Genomic DNA, 11,998 nt, shown 5'->3' with positions numbered 1-11,998 from the left:
GCCGAACGTGATCCTTGCCACACCACGCCTTGTGCTCGCTCCCTGGACGGAGCGCGATCTTGCCCCGTTCGCCGCGCTCAACGCCGATCCGGAGGTGATGCGCTACTTCCCCAAGACGATGACGGCCGAGGAAAGCGACGCCCTGGTCGGCCGGCTCCGCGGCATGTGGGACGAACACGGCTACGGCTTCTCGGCGGTGCGCCGGCGCGAGGACGATGCCTTCATCGGCATGGTCGGCATCCAGAAGGTGCTGAACCCCGCCTACCCCTTCGCGCCGGCCGTCGAGGTCGGCTGGCGGCTCGCCAGGGCGTTCTGGCGGCAGGGCTATGCCGGCGAGGCGGCACGCGCCGCCGTCGCCCACGGCTTCGACGTGCTCGAGCTTGCCGAGATCGTCGCCTTCACGGCGGTCGCCAACCTGCCCTCGCGGGCGGTGATGGCAAGCCTCGGCATGGCGCGCGACCCGGCCGACGATTTCCTGCACCCGCTCCTGCCGGAGGATCATCCGTTGAGGCCGCATGTGCTCTACCGGCTGAAGCGGGAGGATTTCCGGCGCTGAGCTTCAGTCGAGCAGAAGCAACGCCGCCGCGTCGAAGTCGGCCCGCCGGAAATCGCGGCGCAGCCGCGCCTCGCTGTCGACGCCCCAGAGCTCGGCGTTCCAATCCTCGTCGACATGGGCGGCGAGCCAGACGTCGTCGGGCAACAGGCGCTTTTCCATGAGCGCCAGCGCCAGGAACACCGAGCCGGTCAGCGAGGTGACCTGCTCGATGGCGGCAAGGCGGATGGCGTCGTCCGGCAGGGCGGCGCGGATCGCCGCCAGGAGCTGCGGCGGCTGGGCCACCGCCATCACGCCGATGGTGGCCACCGGACGCGTGCCGAACCGCTCCCGCACCCAGTCGAGCACCGGTTCCCAGGTGACGCGCTGGCGCTCGTCGAGGCGCGGCGGCTCGCCGGCGCGATAGCAGGTGAGGTCCGAGCCGGCATAGGCGGCGACCGCATCCTTGACCGCCTCGATCTCGCTGGACACGCCGTCGATCGCCGAATTGACCAGCCGGGTCAGCGGCATGGTCATGGGATCGACGAATTCGCCCTGCCCGGCCCACTCGGCCTCGAGGGCGCAGGCCGCCCGCAGCGAGGCGACGGCGAGCTGGTTGCGCCCCGGCGTCCGCACCGGCTTGCCGTCGAGCAGCACGCGATGCAGGCCGTCGACCGGCTCGACCGACACCACCTTGTAGAAGCGCTTCGGCAGCACGCGCTGCACGTTGGCGCGCGCCCGCTCGGTCGCCAGCACCGGATCGAAGGAGGCGGCGAGTTCCTCGAAGAGATCGGCCATCGGTTCACTCCTTCCCGTCGAGGAGCCCCATCGCCAGCGCCGGCACCTCGGCAAAGCTGTCCGCCAACGCCTGCGCGCCGGCCTGCGCGAGCTCGTCACGGCCATTGTAGCCCCAGGTGACGCCGAGCGCGAAGGCGCCGGCCGCCCGGGCCATCAGCATGTCGTAGCCGGTGTCGCCGACCACCACCGTATCGGACGCGTCGCCGCCGAGCGCCGCCACCGCGTCGACCACCATGAAGGGATGCGGCTTCGACGGCCCATCGTCGGCGGTACGCAGCACGGCGAACAGGCCGGTGAGCCCGTGCGTTTCGAGAATGGCGTCGAGGCCGCGCCGCGACTTGCCGGTGACGACGCCGAGCAGCACGTCGTCCCGCGCCGCCAGCGCCTTCAGCGCGTCGAGCGCGCCGGGATAAAGCGGCGCCGTCTCGGCAAGGCGGAATTTCATCGCCTGGTAGGTGTCGCGGTAGGCCTCGGCGACGAGGCCGACGGTCGCCGCGTCGAGGTTTGCGTCGAGGCGGCCGATCGCCTCCGGCAGCGACAAGCCGATGATCGACAGCACGCCGGCAGGCTCGGGCGGCGCATGGCCGACCTTGACGAAGGCTTCCGTCATGGTGGCGACGATCATGTGCTGGCTGTCGACCAGCGTGCCGTCGCAATCGAACAGGACGAGCTTCGCCGTCATCGGTCGCTTCCCGCCGCCGTCACGCCAGCGCGCCGCCGCCGGCCGTCTTCAGCCACGCCTCGCCGCAGGCCTTGGCCAGCTCGCGGACGCGCAGGATGTAGCTCTGCCGCTCCTGCACCGAGATGACGCCGCGCGCGTCCAGGAGGTTGAAGCGGTGGCTGGCCTTGATGCACTGGTCGTAGGCCGGCAGCACGCACCTGTTGATGCCGTCGTTACCGGCCGCCGCGCCCTTTTCGAGCAAGGCCTTGCACTCGGCCTCGGCGTCCTTGAAGTGCTGCATCAGCATGTCGGTATCGGCATATTCGAAATTATGGCGGGAGTATTCCTCCTCGGCCTGGTGGAAGACGTCGCCATAGGTGACCTTGTCCTCGCCGTCGCGGCCGTTGAAGTTGAGCTCGTAGCCGTTGTCGACGCCCTGCAGATACATGGCGAGGCGTTCGAGGCCGTAGGTGAGCTCGCCTGAGACGGGCGAGCATTCGATGCCGGCCACCTGCTGGAAATAGGTGAACTGGCTCACCTCCATGCCGTCACACCAGCACTCCCAGCCGAGCCCCCAGGCGCCGAGCGTCGGGCTCTCCCAGTCGTCCTCGACGAAGCGCACGTCGTGCAGCTTGAGGTCGATGCCGATCGCCTGAAGGCTTTCGAGATAGAGGTCCTGCAAGTTCTCGGGCGACGGCTTCAGGATTACCTGGAACTGGTAGTAGTGCTGGAAGCGGTTGGGGTTCTCGCCGTAGCGGCCATCCTTGGGCCGGCGCGACGGCTGCACGTAGGCCGCCTTCCAGGGCTTCGGCCCCAGCGAGCGCAGCGTGGTTGCCGGATGGAAGGTGCCGGCGCCCACTTCCATGTCGTAGGGCTGGAGGATGACGCAGCCCTTCTCCGCCCAGAAGCGCTGCAGGGTCAGGATCAGCCCCTGGAAGGAACGGCGGGGATCGTTGACGTCGGCGGACTGGGTCATCGGGAGCTACCTGAAACGGCTGGAACCCCGGCAGGCGCCGGGCGGGATCGGGCGCGAAATTAGGTGCGCCCCCTCGCCCCGTCAACCGCAAAAAGCCGCGCCCACCGCCGCCCGAAAAACCGACGGGCGGCGTTCAAGAAGAGAAGCCGCATTCGGCCCCGACGCGGCACAGGACAGGACCATGACCTCCAGGCTTTTCCACCTCACGCTCACGCTCGCCGCCACGCTGATCGTAGCCGCGCCGGCGCTTGCCGCCGAAAAACGCCATCAGTTCATCGAGCCCATCCAGCCGGATCGCCGGCAGCAGGAAAGGAATGCCGGCCCGGCGTCGACGGACAAGCTTTGCTATTGCCGCACGGTGCACGAAAGGAATGCCGTCGGACAGGTGACGTGGAAGGTGGTCTGCTCGGACAGGGGGCCGGTGAAGGGCACCCGGCAGATCCGCGCCCGCGACTGCCGCGCCCTCCGCAACCTGCCGCCGTCGTGAGGCATCCATGAAAAAGGCCGAAGCAATGCGCTTCGGCCTTCGGCTCGATGACGGACGGGAAGTCCCGCCCAAACGGACCGGCGACGCTCAGTGGCGGTCGCGGTAGACGCCGGTCACCGGATCGCGCTCCATGCGGATCTCGATGCGTACCGGTTCGGCGTTGGCTTCGCGGAGGAGCTCGGCCACGCGCGTCATCTCGCGCTTCAGCACCTGGACGACGACATAGACGCCGGCACCGACGAGAGCATATCCAAACAGATGGGACATGGGCCAATCTCCTTTGCTGCAAAACCATGAGACCACCGTCTCGGTTTTCTGGCAAGCGCAAATTCCTGTGAAGGGTTCACAAGCCGTAGCGCGAAAACAGGCTGCGCCGTTCGACCGCCGCGAGAACATCGTCGAAATCGACGAGGGCGGCGGCGTCGCCCGCCACGCCACCGAACAGGCGGCGGCGCAGGAACCCGCTCCGGCCGGGTTCGAACAGGCGAATGTCCACCTTGTCGCCGAAGCGGGCCGCAAGGTCGTCATGGGCGGTGCCGATCCGGTCGGCAAGGCCGAGCGCCACCGACCGCTCGCCCGCCCAATAAAGGCCCGAGAACAGCTCCTCGCCTTCGATCAGCCGGGCACCGCGCCTGTCCTTCACCAGCTCGATGAAGAAGGCGTGGATGTCGCGCTGCAGCGTCTTGATATGCTCGACGTCCTCGCCGTTTTCCGGCTGGAAGGGATCGAGCGTCACCTTGCGCGTGCCGGCGGTATAGACGCGACGGTCGATGCCGAGGCGGGCAATGGCCTTGTCGAGGCCGAAGCTCGCCGAGACCACGCCGATCGATCCCAGGATGGACGACCGGTCGGCGACGATCTCGTCGGCCGCGCAGGCCAGCATGTAGCCGCCCGACGCCGCGATGTCCTCGACATAGGCGATCACCGGCAGCTTCTTCTCCTCGGCAAGCTGGCGGATACGGCGAAAGATCAGGTGGGACTGGACGGGCGAGCCGCCGGGCGAGTTGATGGCGAGCGCCACCGCCTTCGCCCCGCTCAGCGAAAAGGCCTTCTTGAGAGTGCCGTCGATCGAGGAGAGCGACAGCGATCCGCGCCCCAGCATGGCGGGCATGCCGATGGCCCCGGAAAGGCGGACGAGCGGCACGACGGGCACGTCGCCGCGAAACCGTCGCGGCAGCCAGGACCTGATTTCGACCAAGGGCATGTTCCTTTGCGGGAAGGGTTCGTCGCCCTCGCATGTAGGAACAAGCCCGGCAAGATTCAAACGGCACCGACGGCCGTCCGCCCGTTGCAGGAAATCTGAAGGCGCCTTTCAGAAGATACGATTTGTTCCCATTGGGAGTGACACTTATATTGAGAGTGCAAGAAAAGAGACAGAGAAAGAACGGAGAACAACGATGGACGCCATGATGTTCGCCATGCTGGGTGCCAGCAAGAAGCGCCACAGCCAGAGCACCGCCGAACGCGAGATCGCCGAAGCGATCGCCCACTACGAAGAGACTACCGGCAACCGGGCGCGCGCCCCGAAGCGCGGTTTCCTGAAGGGCTTCGGCCTCTGACGGGCCAGGTACCAGCCGCCGGTACGACGTGAGCGCTCGATCCCCAAGGGGATGCCGGGCGCTTTGTCGTATTTGGAGGGCCGCTTCCCGTCTGCCACGGTCACCATTTCATCACGATTTTCCGGGATGACTGCCGCAGTCCGGCCGCCAGTCGCGCGACGGTTCGTTTCGAGCCAAATCATGACGATCGAGAAAATGGTGTCTTCGTCGGTTCGCCATGGCGGCAGCGAACTGCAACGCATCGACTATCTGGACGGTTGGCGCGGGCTGGCAATTCTCCTGGTGCTGCAGGGGCACTTCCTGGCGATCCAGGGCTGGCACAGCGGACGCATGGGCGTCGACGTGTTCTTCTGCCTGTCCGGCCTTTTGATGAGCCGCATCCTGTTCCAGCGCCGCGTGCCGCTCGTCACCTTCTACAAGCGCCGCATATCGCGCATCATTCCCGCCTTCCTGCTGTATCTGCTGATCGTCTTCGCCATCGCCGCGCTGATCGGCAAGGTGGCTCCGGCGCGGGAAGTGGTGCCGACGGCGCTGTTCCTCCGCTCCTACCTGCCGGCTTACCCCCACATGTTCGCCAGCCCCTACCCGATCGGCCACCTCTGGTCGCTGAACGTCGAGGAGCACTCCTATATCTTCCTGTCGCTCCTGACCCTTCTCCCTTTCCTGCGCGGCCGGGAAGGCGGAGCGCTGATCGGCTTCGGCCTTCTCACCATCGCCATTCATCTGAGCTATTTCGCCTTCCCGTCTATCGCGCCCCCCAAGGAATACTGGGTGCGCAGCGAGGTGGCGGCAACCAATCTTTTGCTTTCGGCCGGCTACTCTCTCCTCAGGGACCGAACCGCGCCCTACGTCCGCCCCTGGATGCCGGTCGCCGCCTTCGCCCTGGGGTCGGCGCTCTACGTCGGCTCGGTGTTTCCGTGGATGATGACCATGACGGTCGCGCCGTTCTTTCTCGCCTTTACCGTCAACCACCTGGCCGAGGCGCCGCGGTGGGTCCGATCGGCGCTGTCCTGGAAACCGCTCCGGCTGCTCGGCATCGGCTCGTTCTCGATCTACCTGTGGCAACAGCCGTTCTACCAATACAAGAAACACCTGTTCGGCAGCCTGCCGAGCCATGAGCTCCTTGGCCTGGTGCTGGCCGTGGCGATCGGCTTCCTGTCGTTCTACGCCTACGAGAACCGCGTCAGGAGCTGGCTGAACCGCGTGTGGTGAGAGCCGCCGCTCGAAAGGGAGGAAGGAACGTGAAGATTGATAGGGACAGCAAGCTGCTGTTCATCGGCGACTCGATCACCGACTGGAGCCGCGCCCGGCCGGTCGGCGAGGCGCTGTTCGACTCCCTCGGCACCGGCTACGTCGGCCTCGTCAACGCCTTCCTCAACGTCACGCACGCCGCCCACCGCATCCGCGTCGTCAACATGGGCGTCAGCGCCAACACCGTGCGCGACCTCGAAGCCCGCTGGGCGACCGACGTCGAGGCGCTGAAGCCGGACTGGCTCTCCGTCATGATCGGCGTCAACGACGTCTGGCGGCAGTTCGACGCCCGCCTCCAGACCGAGAACCACGTGCTGATCGGCGAATACGAGGCGACGCTGGAGCGGCTGATCGTCCGCACCCTGCCGCGCCTCAGGGGGCTGGTGCTGATGGCGCCCTATTTCGTCGAATTCAACCGCGCCGACCCGATGCGCCAGATGATCGACGACTACGGCGCGGTGGTGAAAAGGCTCGCCGAGAAGCACGGCGCCGTCTTCGTCGACACGCAGGCCGCCTTCGACGAGGTGATGGCCGACATCCACCCGATGGGCATCGCCACCGACCGCGTCCACCCGACGCTGACCGGCCACCTGATCATCGCCCGCGCCTTCCTGAAGGCGGTCGGCTACCCCATCTGAAAGGGATGGGCTAGTCAGAAGGAGGCCGCCATGGCGCTCGAGGAACTGCCCCTCAGCCGGGCATTCACACTGCTGGAACCGGGTCCCGTCGTGCTGGTGACCACCAGCGACGGCCAACGCGACAACGTGATGACCATCACCTGGACCATGGTGCTGGACTTCTCGCCGACCTTCGCCATCAAGACCGGCCCCTGGAACTACTCCTACACGGCGCTGTCGAGCAGCAAGGAGTGCGTCCTCGCCATCCCCACGGTCGATCTGATCGACAAGGTGATCGGCATCGGCACCAGTTCGGGCCAGCATACCGACAAGTTCAAGACCTTCGATCTCGCGCGCGCACCGGCGCGGCACATGCGAGCCCCGCTGCTCGCCGATTGCCTTGGCAACGTCGAGTGCCGTGTCGTCGACATCCTCGAGCCCCATGGCATCATCGTGCTCGACGGGATCGCCGCCTGGATCGATCCCGGCCGCCGGGAGCGGCGGACGCTACACGCCGTCGGCGACGGCACCTTCGTCGTCGACGGCGAGACCATCGATCGCCGGACCGCGATGCGCTCCAAGCTGCCGGACGGCGTTTAGGTTTCCCTGCCGCCCGCGCCGCATCTCGCCCGGCGGGCGTTTGTAGACTTCGCGGAACACGGCGTTGAAGCGCCGGAGGCTGCCGAAGCCGGCCTGGAGGGCAATATCGGTCATCGGCAGATCGGTGTCGGTGATCAGGCGCTTGGCCCGCTGCACCCGCGCCGTCTTCGCCACCTCGATCGGGCTGGCGCCGAGATGGCGGCGGAAAAGGCGCGTCAGGTGCCGGCCGCCGACACCGACGCGCGCCGCCAGCGCCTCGACGTTGCCGCCATCGCCATCGAGCGCTCCCTCGTCCTTGATCAGCCGCGCCGCCTTCTCGACGATGGCGAGCGTGCCCTTCCACGCCGGGCAGAAGGGCGCCGTCTCCGGCCGGCAGCGCAGGCACGGCCGGTAGCCGGCAAGCTCGGCGGCGGTGGCGCTCGGCAGGAATTCGACGTTGCGCCGGAGCGGCGGCTTCACCGGGCAGACGCAGCGGCAATAGATGCCGGTCGTCCGCACGCAGACGAAGAACGCGCCGTCATAGGCCGGGTCGCGGGCCATCCAGGCCGCTTCGCAAAGGGTGATGTCGAGGCTCATGACAGGAATTGTACACCCGCTCTGCGCAAGGTCGACGAACCGAGTCCGAATCCGGCGAGCGATCCGCGGCTCGGCAGACGATTATCCGCTCGTCAGCCAGGAGGCTTCCTTGACCAAAGCGCCGCAGATGGGCCTCCTCGAATGGGGCCTGCTTCTTCTCCTCTCCGTCCTCTGGGGCGGATCGTTCTTCTTCTCGAAGGTGGCGCTCGCCGAGCTGCCGCCGTTCACCGTCGTGCTCGGCCGCGTGGCGATCGCCGCGGCGGCGCTTTACGTCTACCTGCGGGCGACCGGCCGGACGATCCCGGGGAGCGGCGACGTCTGGCGCGCCTTCTTCGGCATGGGCCTTCTCAACAATCTCATCCCCTTCAGCCTGATCTTCTGGGGACAGACGGCGATCGCCTCCGGCCTTGCCTCCATCCTCAACGCCACGACGCCGATCTTCTCCATCCTGGTCGCCCACCTCCTGACGGCCGACGAGAAAATGACGCCGCAGAAGATCGCCGGCGTGCTGCTCGGCGTCGTCGGCGTCGTCGTGCTGATGAGCGGCAGCGCCTTTGCCGGCAACGGTCCGCCCCTCTGGGCGCTGGTCGCCTGCCTCGGCGCCGCCCTTTCCTACGGCTTCGCCGGCACCTTCGGCCGCCGGTTCCGCCGCATGGGCATCGCGCCGGCCGTCGGCGCCTTCGGCCAGACGGCGGCCACCACGGTGATGATGCTGCCGCTCGTCGCTCTGGTCGACGCGCCCTGGGGTCTCGCCGCGCCGCATCTCGTCACCATCGGCGCGCTTCTCGCCCTGGCGCTGATCTCGACGGCCCTCGCCTACATCATCTTCTTCCATATCCTGTCGGTCGGCGGCGCCATCAACTCGTCGCTGGTGACGCTGCTGATCCCCGTCTCGGCCATCCTGCTCGGCAGCCTCGTGCTCGGCGAGCGGCTGTCATCGAGCCATTTCCTGGGGATGGCGCTGATCGCCCTCGGTCTCCTGTCGATCGACGGCCGCATCTTCGCCATGCTGCGGCGAGCCCCCGCCACGTGAGGCGCCCATGTTCGACGTCGTCTACACCTATCTCGAAAGCCCCATCGGTCCGCTGCTCCTGGCCGGCGATGGCGTGCGCCTGTCGAAAGTCGGTTTTCCCACCGGCAAGGGCCGGGTCGCCCCGCATGACGAGTGGCGGCGCGACGACGGCCGGTTCGTCGAGGCGCGCGCCCAACTGTCGGCCTATTTCGCCGGCGAGCTGCGCGACTTCGACCTCGAGCTGATGCCGGTGGGCACGCCCTTCCAGCTCGCCGTCTGGCGGGCCCTGACCGCCATTCCCTATGGCGCGACCATCTCCTACGGCGAGCTCGCCGCCCGCATCGGCCGCCCGGCGGCGAGCCGCGCCGTCGGCGCCGCCAACGGCGCCAATCCCATCCCGATCATCGTACCCTGCCACCGGGTGATCGGCGCCTCCGGCGCCCTCACCGGCTTCGGCGGCGGCATCGATACCAAGCGCTGGCTGCTGGCGCATGAGCAGGGCGGCGGCCCCGGCGACCTTCAGGGCAGCCTGTTTTAGCCTCCCTGGCCCACTCCTTGCTTTTCCCGTCCCGGTGGGCAAGTCTGGCGTCAGCGTTCACAAGATTGCCGCAGAATTTCCCGACCATCGATGTCGGGCCGGTTCGCCGAGGTTTTGGGAAGTCAGATGACGGCATTCGAATTCAGTGCGGCTCCGGTCCGGCGCAAATTCTCCGGCTCCGTCACGATTGCCCTCGTCGCGGCGGTTGCGGCGGCGACACTGGCCCGGTTCAACGCCGACAGCTTCTACTACGGCGATCTTCTGACCTTCTTCCTGCCCGCCCTGTTCGGCGTTTCCGTCGCCGCCGCGCTCGTGGCGCTCGTCGCCGGCCACCGGATCCTGGCAGCCATCGCCCTCGTCCTCGCCGTGCTCAACGGCCTGCCGCTCTTCACGCCGGTCGAGCGCGCCGCCGCCTCGGCCGGCGGACGCGAGCTGCGCGTCGCCACCAGCAACGTGCTGGGCGGCCGCAGCGACTACGACGATCTCGTTGCCTGGAGCACCCGGTCCGGCATCGACCTGCTCGGCCAGCAGGAAGTCAGCGGCTATGTGCTGCGGCATTTCGACGCGCTACGCAGCCATTTTCCGTCGACGCCGCCGGCCGAGCTCCTGGGCCGCCACCCGGAGGTGATGGCCTGGTCCGGCTGGAAAATCCTCAAGGCCGAGCACGTCCGCAACATTCCGGTCGTACCGGGTCTGGGCTGGGGCGGCAGCCCGCTCAGGCTGGAGCTCGCCCCGCCCGACACGACGAACGCCGCATCTCCAGACGCGCCGGCCCTCGTTGTCTACGTGCTGCACCCCACCACGCCGCGCAGTTTCGACCAATGGCAAAGCCGCAACGCCTATCTCGACGCTATCGCCCGGTCGATCGCCGCCGAGGCGCCGGGAACGCCCATCGTCGCCATGGGCGATTTCAATACGCCGACCTGGTCGCCGTTCTTTCAGTCGTTCCTGAAGACATCCGGACTGGTCGACGCCGCCGGCACCGGCTGGCCGTCCACCACCCGTTTCTCAAAGCGCTGGTTGGTCAAACGCTTCTATGTCGGCTCGCCGGTCGACCACATCCTGGTCTCGCCAAATATCGAGGTGAAGCGCTTCGAGGTCGGTCCCGACATCGGCTCCGACCACTTGCCGGTGATCGCCGACCTGCGCCTGCCCTGACCTACCACCAGGCGGCCGGCAGCGCGCCGCCGCGCAGCACCGCCTCGACATCCGGACGGAAGCCGCCACCCGGTGCATGCAGCACGAGGCCCGGCAATATCCGAAGCGGTGCCCGCCCCTGCGGCCGGCCACGCAGGATCAGCCGGTGGGCCGGTTCGCCGGCATGCGCATGGATCGGCAACAGCGCGAGCGAACCGAAGCGGCTGCCGATCGCCGAGAAAAGCCGCGGCAATTCGTCGGCGCGGAAGATCACCGTCAGGGTGCCGGATGGCTTCAGTATGGCGGCGGCGGCGCGGACCCAGCCGTCGATGGCGTCGGCCGCCAGCGCATGCGCCCGCGCCCGTGCCGGCGCCGGTGACGACCGGCCGCGATCGGCGGGGTGGAACGGCGGATTCATGACGACGTGGTCGGCCATGTCGTCCGCGAGCCCAGCGGTCCGGCGCTCGGCGGCCGGCGCCAGCAGGTCGGCGACGACGACGCGGACCCGGCCGGCCGTGGTGGCGTTCAGAGCGGCGTTGCCCTCGGCGAGCCGCGCCAGGTCCGCATCGATCTCCACCAGCGTGACGCGCGTTTCGGCCAACCGATGCGCCGCGGCAAGGCCGGCGACGCCGACGCCGGCGCCGAGGTCGACCACGTGGCCGGCGGTGCCGTCCGGCAAGGCGGCGGCGAGCAGCACGGCGTCGAGGCCGGCCCGGTGCGCACCGGCCCGCGGCTGGTCGATCAGGAGCTGATTGCCGAGAAAGCCGTCGCGGCTCACGGCGTCCGGCGTCGTCACCATCCCGGTTCCGTCTTCGCCCTGGGACGGAGTTCGGCGCCGAGACCGGCATCGGTCAGCAGGCGGCGGGCGCAGTCGGCCTCGTCGGCGTCGACCAGGATACGGCGGGGAAAGGCGCCGACCATGCCCTCGAGGGCGCTCATCGCCTGATCGGCGACGATGTAGCCGATATCGGCGTCCTTCAGCAGCGCCTCGACGAAGGAGATGGTCACCAGATCGTTGGTTCGGATCAATTCTTCCATGAGACCTCCGGAATTGCCGATGGCTATCCCCGATGAGATTCGACATTATCCGCTTGGCGGCCTAATGGTCACCCACTTAATCTTTCCGGGGCGCGGGCACCGACTCGTGTCGGGAAGCGTTGTGGATACAACCGGCGGCAAGCCGGACGGACGGTTTCGGGAGTGGAAGGTTTGAGCTCGGTCGCACCTCAGCACAGCAACGCTCCGGCAGCACCG

Annotated in this window: 17 protein-coding genes; 9 read left to right on the top strand and 8 right to left on the bottom strand. The window is 67.9% G+C overall.

Features of this window, described 5'->3' with window-relative positions:
* Window positions 1-7: 7 nt before the first annotated feature.
* Entirely contained in the window at window positions 8-556 is a 549-nt protein-coding gene (locus tag CJ014_RS03050; RefSeq protein ID WP_245427025.1) for a GNAT family N-acetyltransferase, read from the top strand.
* Window positions 557-559: 3 nt separating this feature from the next.
* Here CJ014_RS03050 and CJ014_RS03045 read toward each other — a convergent pair whose 3' ends face one another.
* Genes CJ014_RS03045 through CJ014_RS03035 form a run of 3 tightly spaced genes read right to left on the bottom strand, consistent with a single transcriptional unit; the run spans window position 560 to window position 2,967 of the window.
* Window positions 560-1,330, bottom strand: coding sequence for an ATP12 family chaperone protein (locus tag CJ014_RS03045; RefSeq protein ID WP_100079019.1), 771 nt, complete (start codon window positions 1,328-1,330; stop codon window positions 560-562).
* A gap of 4 nt (window positions 1,331-1,334) precedes the next feature.
* Complete coding sequence (locus CJ014_RS03040; protein ID WP_100079018.1) at window positions 1,335-2,012, bottom strand: HAD-IA family hydrolase; 678 nt, start codon at window positions 2,010-2,012, stop codon at window positions 1,335-1,337.
* A gap of 19 nt (window positions 2,013-2,031) precedes the next feature.
* The gene (locus CJ014_RS03035; RefSeq protein ID WP_100079017.1) at window positions 2,032-2,967 is read right to left on the bottom strand and encodes a glycine--tRNA ligase subunit alpha; all 936 of its coding nucleotides are present in this window, start codon (window positions 2,965-2,967) and stop codon (window positions 2,032-2,034) included.
* A 181-nt stretch (window positions 2,968-3,148) separates the two neighbouring features.
* Here CJ014_RS03035 and CJ014_RS03030 point away from each other — a divergent pair, with 181 nt between their 5' ends.
* Window positions 3,149-3,454, top strand: coding sequence for a hypothetical protein (locus CJ014_RS03030; RefSeq protein ID WP_100079016.1), 306 nt, complete (start codon window positions 3,149-3,151; stop codon window positions 3,452-3,454).
* Window positions 3,455-3,541: 87 nt separating this feature from the next.
* Here the strand turns inward: CJ014_RS03030 and CJ014_RS03025 are convergent, their stop codons facing one another.
* Entirely contained in the window at window positions 3,542-3,721 is a 180-nt protein-coding gene (locus CJ014_RS03025) for a hypothetical protein (RefSeq protein ID WP_100079015.1), read from the bottom strand.
* A 76-nt stretch (window positions 3,722-3,797) separates the two neighbouring features.
* Window positions 3,798-4,658, bottom strand: coding sequence for a S49 family peptidase (locus CJ014_RS03020; protein ID WP_100079014.1), 861 nt, complete (start codon window positions 4,656-4,658; stop codon window positions 3,798-3,800).
* Between the two features lie 193 nt (window positions 4,659-4,851).
* Here CJ014_RS03020 and CJ014_RS27745 point away from each other — a divergent pair, with 193 nt between their 5' ends.
* The 4 genes from CJ014_RS27745 (at window position 4,852) to CJ014_RS03005 (ending at window position 7,481) form a co-directional block, all read left to right on the top strand.
* Window positions 4,852-5,013, top strand: coding sequence for a hypothetical protein (locus tag CJ014_RS27745; RefSeq protein WP_165790726.1), 162 nt, complete (start codon window positions 4,852-4,854; stop codon window positions 5,011-5,013).
* Window positions 5,014-5,193: 180 nt separating this feature from the next.
* On the top strand, window positions 5,194-6,225 hold the full coding sequence (locus CJ014_RS03015; RefSeq protein WP_165790725.1) for an acyltransferase family protein: 1,032 nt from the start codon (window positions 5,194-5,196) through the stop codon (window positions 6,223-6,225).
* Window positions 6,226-6,254: 29 nt separating this feature from the next.
* On the top strand, window positions 6,255-6,902 hold the full coding sequence (locus CJ014_RS03010; RefSeq protein WP_100079012.1) for an SGNH/GDSL hydrolase family protein: 648 nt from the start codon (window positions 6,255-6,257) through the stop codon (window positions 6,900-6,902).
* 30 nt (window positions 6,903-6,932) lie between these two features.
* Complete coding sequence (locus CJ014_RS03005) at window positions 6,933-7,481, top strand: flavin reductase family protein (protein WP_100079011.1); 549 nt, start codon at window positions 6,933-6,935, stop codon at window positions 7,479-7,481.
* Here the strand turns inward: CJ014_RS03005 and CJ014_RS03000 are convergent.
* Window positions 7,389-8,057, bottom strand: coding sequence for a bifunctional transcriptional activator/DNA repair enzyme AdaA (locus CJ014_RS03000; protein ID WP_100079010.1), 669 nt, complete (start codon window positions 8,055-8,057; stop codon window positions 7,389-7,391). The two genes, CJ014_RS03005 and CJ014_RS03000, sit on opposite strands and share 93 nt — an antisense overlap.
* A gap of 127 nt (window positions 8,058-8,184) precedes the next feature.
* Between CJ014_RS03000 and CJ014_RS02995 the strand changes: the two genes are divergently transcribed.
* The 3 genes from CJ014_RS02995 (at window position 8,185) to CJ014_RS02985 (ending at window position 10,765) form a co-directional block, all read left to right on the top strand.
* Window positions 8,185-9,090 carry a DMT family transporter gene (locus CJ014_RS02995; RefSeq protein WP_100079330.1) on the top strand — a complete coding sequence of 302 codons (906 nt, stop codon included), beginning with the start codon at window positions 8,185-8,187 and terminating at the stop codon, window positions 9,088-9,090.
* 7 nt (window positions 9,091-9,097) lie between these two features.
* Complete coding sequence (locus CJ014_RS02990; RefSeq protein WP_100079009.1) at window positions 9,098-9,607, top strand: methylated-DNA--[protein]-cysteine S-methyltransferase; 510 nt, start codon at window positions 9,098-9,100, stop codon at window positions 9,605-9,607.
* A gap of 126 nt (window positions 9,608-9,733) precedes the next feature.
* Complete coding sequence (locus CJ014_RS02985; RefSeq protein ID WP_165790724.1) at window positions 9,734-10,765, top strand: endonuclease/exonuclease/phosphatase family protein; 1,032 nt, start codon at window positions 9,734-9,736, stop codon at window positions 10,763-10,765.
* Between the two features lies 1 nt (window position 10,766).
* On the opposite strand, the gene CJ014_RS02980 is transcribed toward CJ014_RS02985, so the two are convergent.
* Together CJ014_RS02980 and CJ014_RS02975 are read right to left on the bottom strand one after the other, a co-directional pair.
* Window positions 10,767-11,543, bottom strand: coding sequence for a tRNA1(Val) (adenine(37)-N6)-methyltransferase (locus tag CJ014_RS02980; protein ID WP_100079007.1), 777 nt, complete (start codon window positions 11,541-11,543; stop codon window positions 10,767-10,769).
* Window positions 11,537-11,782, bottom strand: coding sequence for a putative signal transducing protein (locus CJ014_RS02975; RefSeq protein WP_100079006.1), 246 nt, complete (start codon window positions 11,780-11,782; stop codon window positions 11,537-11,539). Before CJ014_RS02975 ends, CJ014_RS02980 begins: the two co-directional genes overlap by 7 nt.
* Window positions 11,783-11,998 lie beyond the last annotated feature (216 nt).

Origin of the sequence: Pleomorphomonas carboxyditropha (assembly GCF_002770725.1) — a bacterium.
Lineage (GTDB): Bacteria > Pseudomonadota > Alphaproteobacteria > Rhizobiales > Pleomorphomonadaceae > Pleomorphomonas > Pleomorphomonas carboxyditropha.
Note: the sequence above shows the minus strand (reverse complement) of the source record. Positions and strands in the feature narration are given on the sequence as shown.

Excerpts from the sequence above, each read along its gene's own strand:
- CJ014_RS03045 (WP_100079019.1), bottom strand. The coding sequence starts at position 1,330 with ATGGCCGATCTCTTCGAGGAACTCGCCGCCTCCTTCGATCCGGTGCTG.
- CJ014_RS03040 (WP_100079018.1), bottom strand. The coding sequence starts at position 2,012 with ATGACGGCGAAGCTCGTCCTGTTCGATTGCGACGGCACGCTGGTCGAC.
- CJ014_RS03035 (WP_100079017.1), bottom strand. The coding sequence starts at position 2,967 with ATGACCCAGTCCGCCGACGTCAACGATCCCCGCCGTTCCTTCCAGGGG.
- CJ014_RS03030 (WP_100079016.1), top strand. The coding sequence starts at position 3,149 with ATGACCTCCAGGCTTTTCCACCTCACGCTCACGCTCGCCGCCACGCTG.
- CJ014_RS03025 (WP_100079015.1), bottom strand. The coding sequence starts at position 3,721 with ATGTCCCATCTGTTTGGATATGCTCTCGTCGGTGCCGGCGTCTATGTC.
- CJ014_RS03020 (WP_100079014.1), bottom strand. The coding sequence starts at position 4,658 with ATGCCCTTGGTCGAAATCAGGTCCTGGCTGCCGCGACGGTTTCGCGGC.
- CJ014_RS27745 (WP_165790726.1), top strand. The coding sequence starts at position 4,852 with ATGGACGCCATGATGTTCGCCATGCTGGGTGCCAGCAAGAAGCGCCAC.
- CJ014_RS03015 (WP_165790725.1), top strand. The coding sequence starts at position 5,194 with ATGACGATCGAGAAAATGGTGTCTTCGTCGGTTCGCCATGGCGGCAGC.
- CJ014_RS03005 (WP_100079011.1), top strand. The coding sequence starts at position 6,933 with ATGGCGCTCGAGGAACTGCCCCTCAGCCGGGCATTCACACTGCTGGAA.
- CJ014_RS03000 (WP_100079010.1), bottom strand. The coding sequence starts at position 8,057 with ATGAGCCTCGACATCACCCTTTGCGAAGCGGCCTGGATGGCCCGCGAC.
- CJ014_RS02995 (WP_100079330.1), top strand. The coding sequence starts at position 8,185 with ATGGGCCTCCTCGAATGGGGCCTGCTTCTTCTCCTCTCCGTCCTCTGG.
- CJ014_RS02990 (WP_100079009.1), top strand. The coding sequence starts at position 9,098 with ATGTTCGACGTCGTCTACACCTATCTCGAAAGCCCCATCGGTCCGCTG.
- CJ014_RS02985 (WP_165790724.1), top strand. The coding sequence starts at position 9,734 with ATGACGGCATTCGAATTCAGTGCGGCTCCGGTCCGGCGCAAATTCTCC.
- CJ014_RS02980 (WP_100079007.1), bottom strand. The coding sequence starts at position 11,543 with ATGGTGACGACGCCGGACGCCGTGAGCCGCGACGGCTTTCTCGGCAAT.
- CJ014_RS02975 (WP_100079006.1), bottom strand. The coding sequence starts at position 11,782 with ATGGAAGAATTGATCCGAACCAACGATCTGGTGACCATCTCCTTCGTC.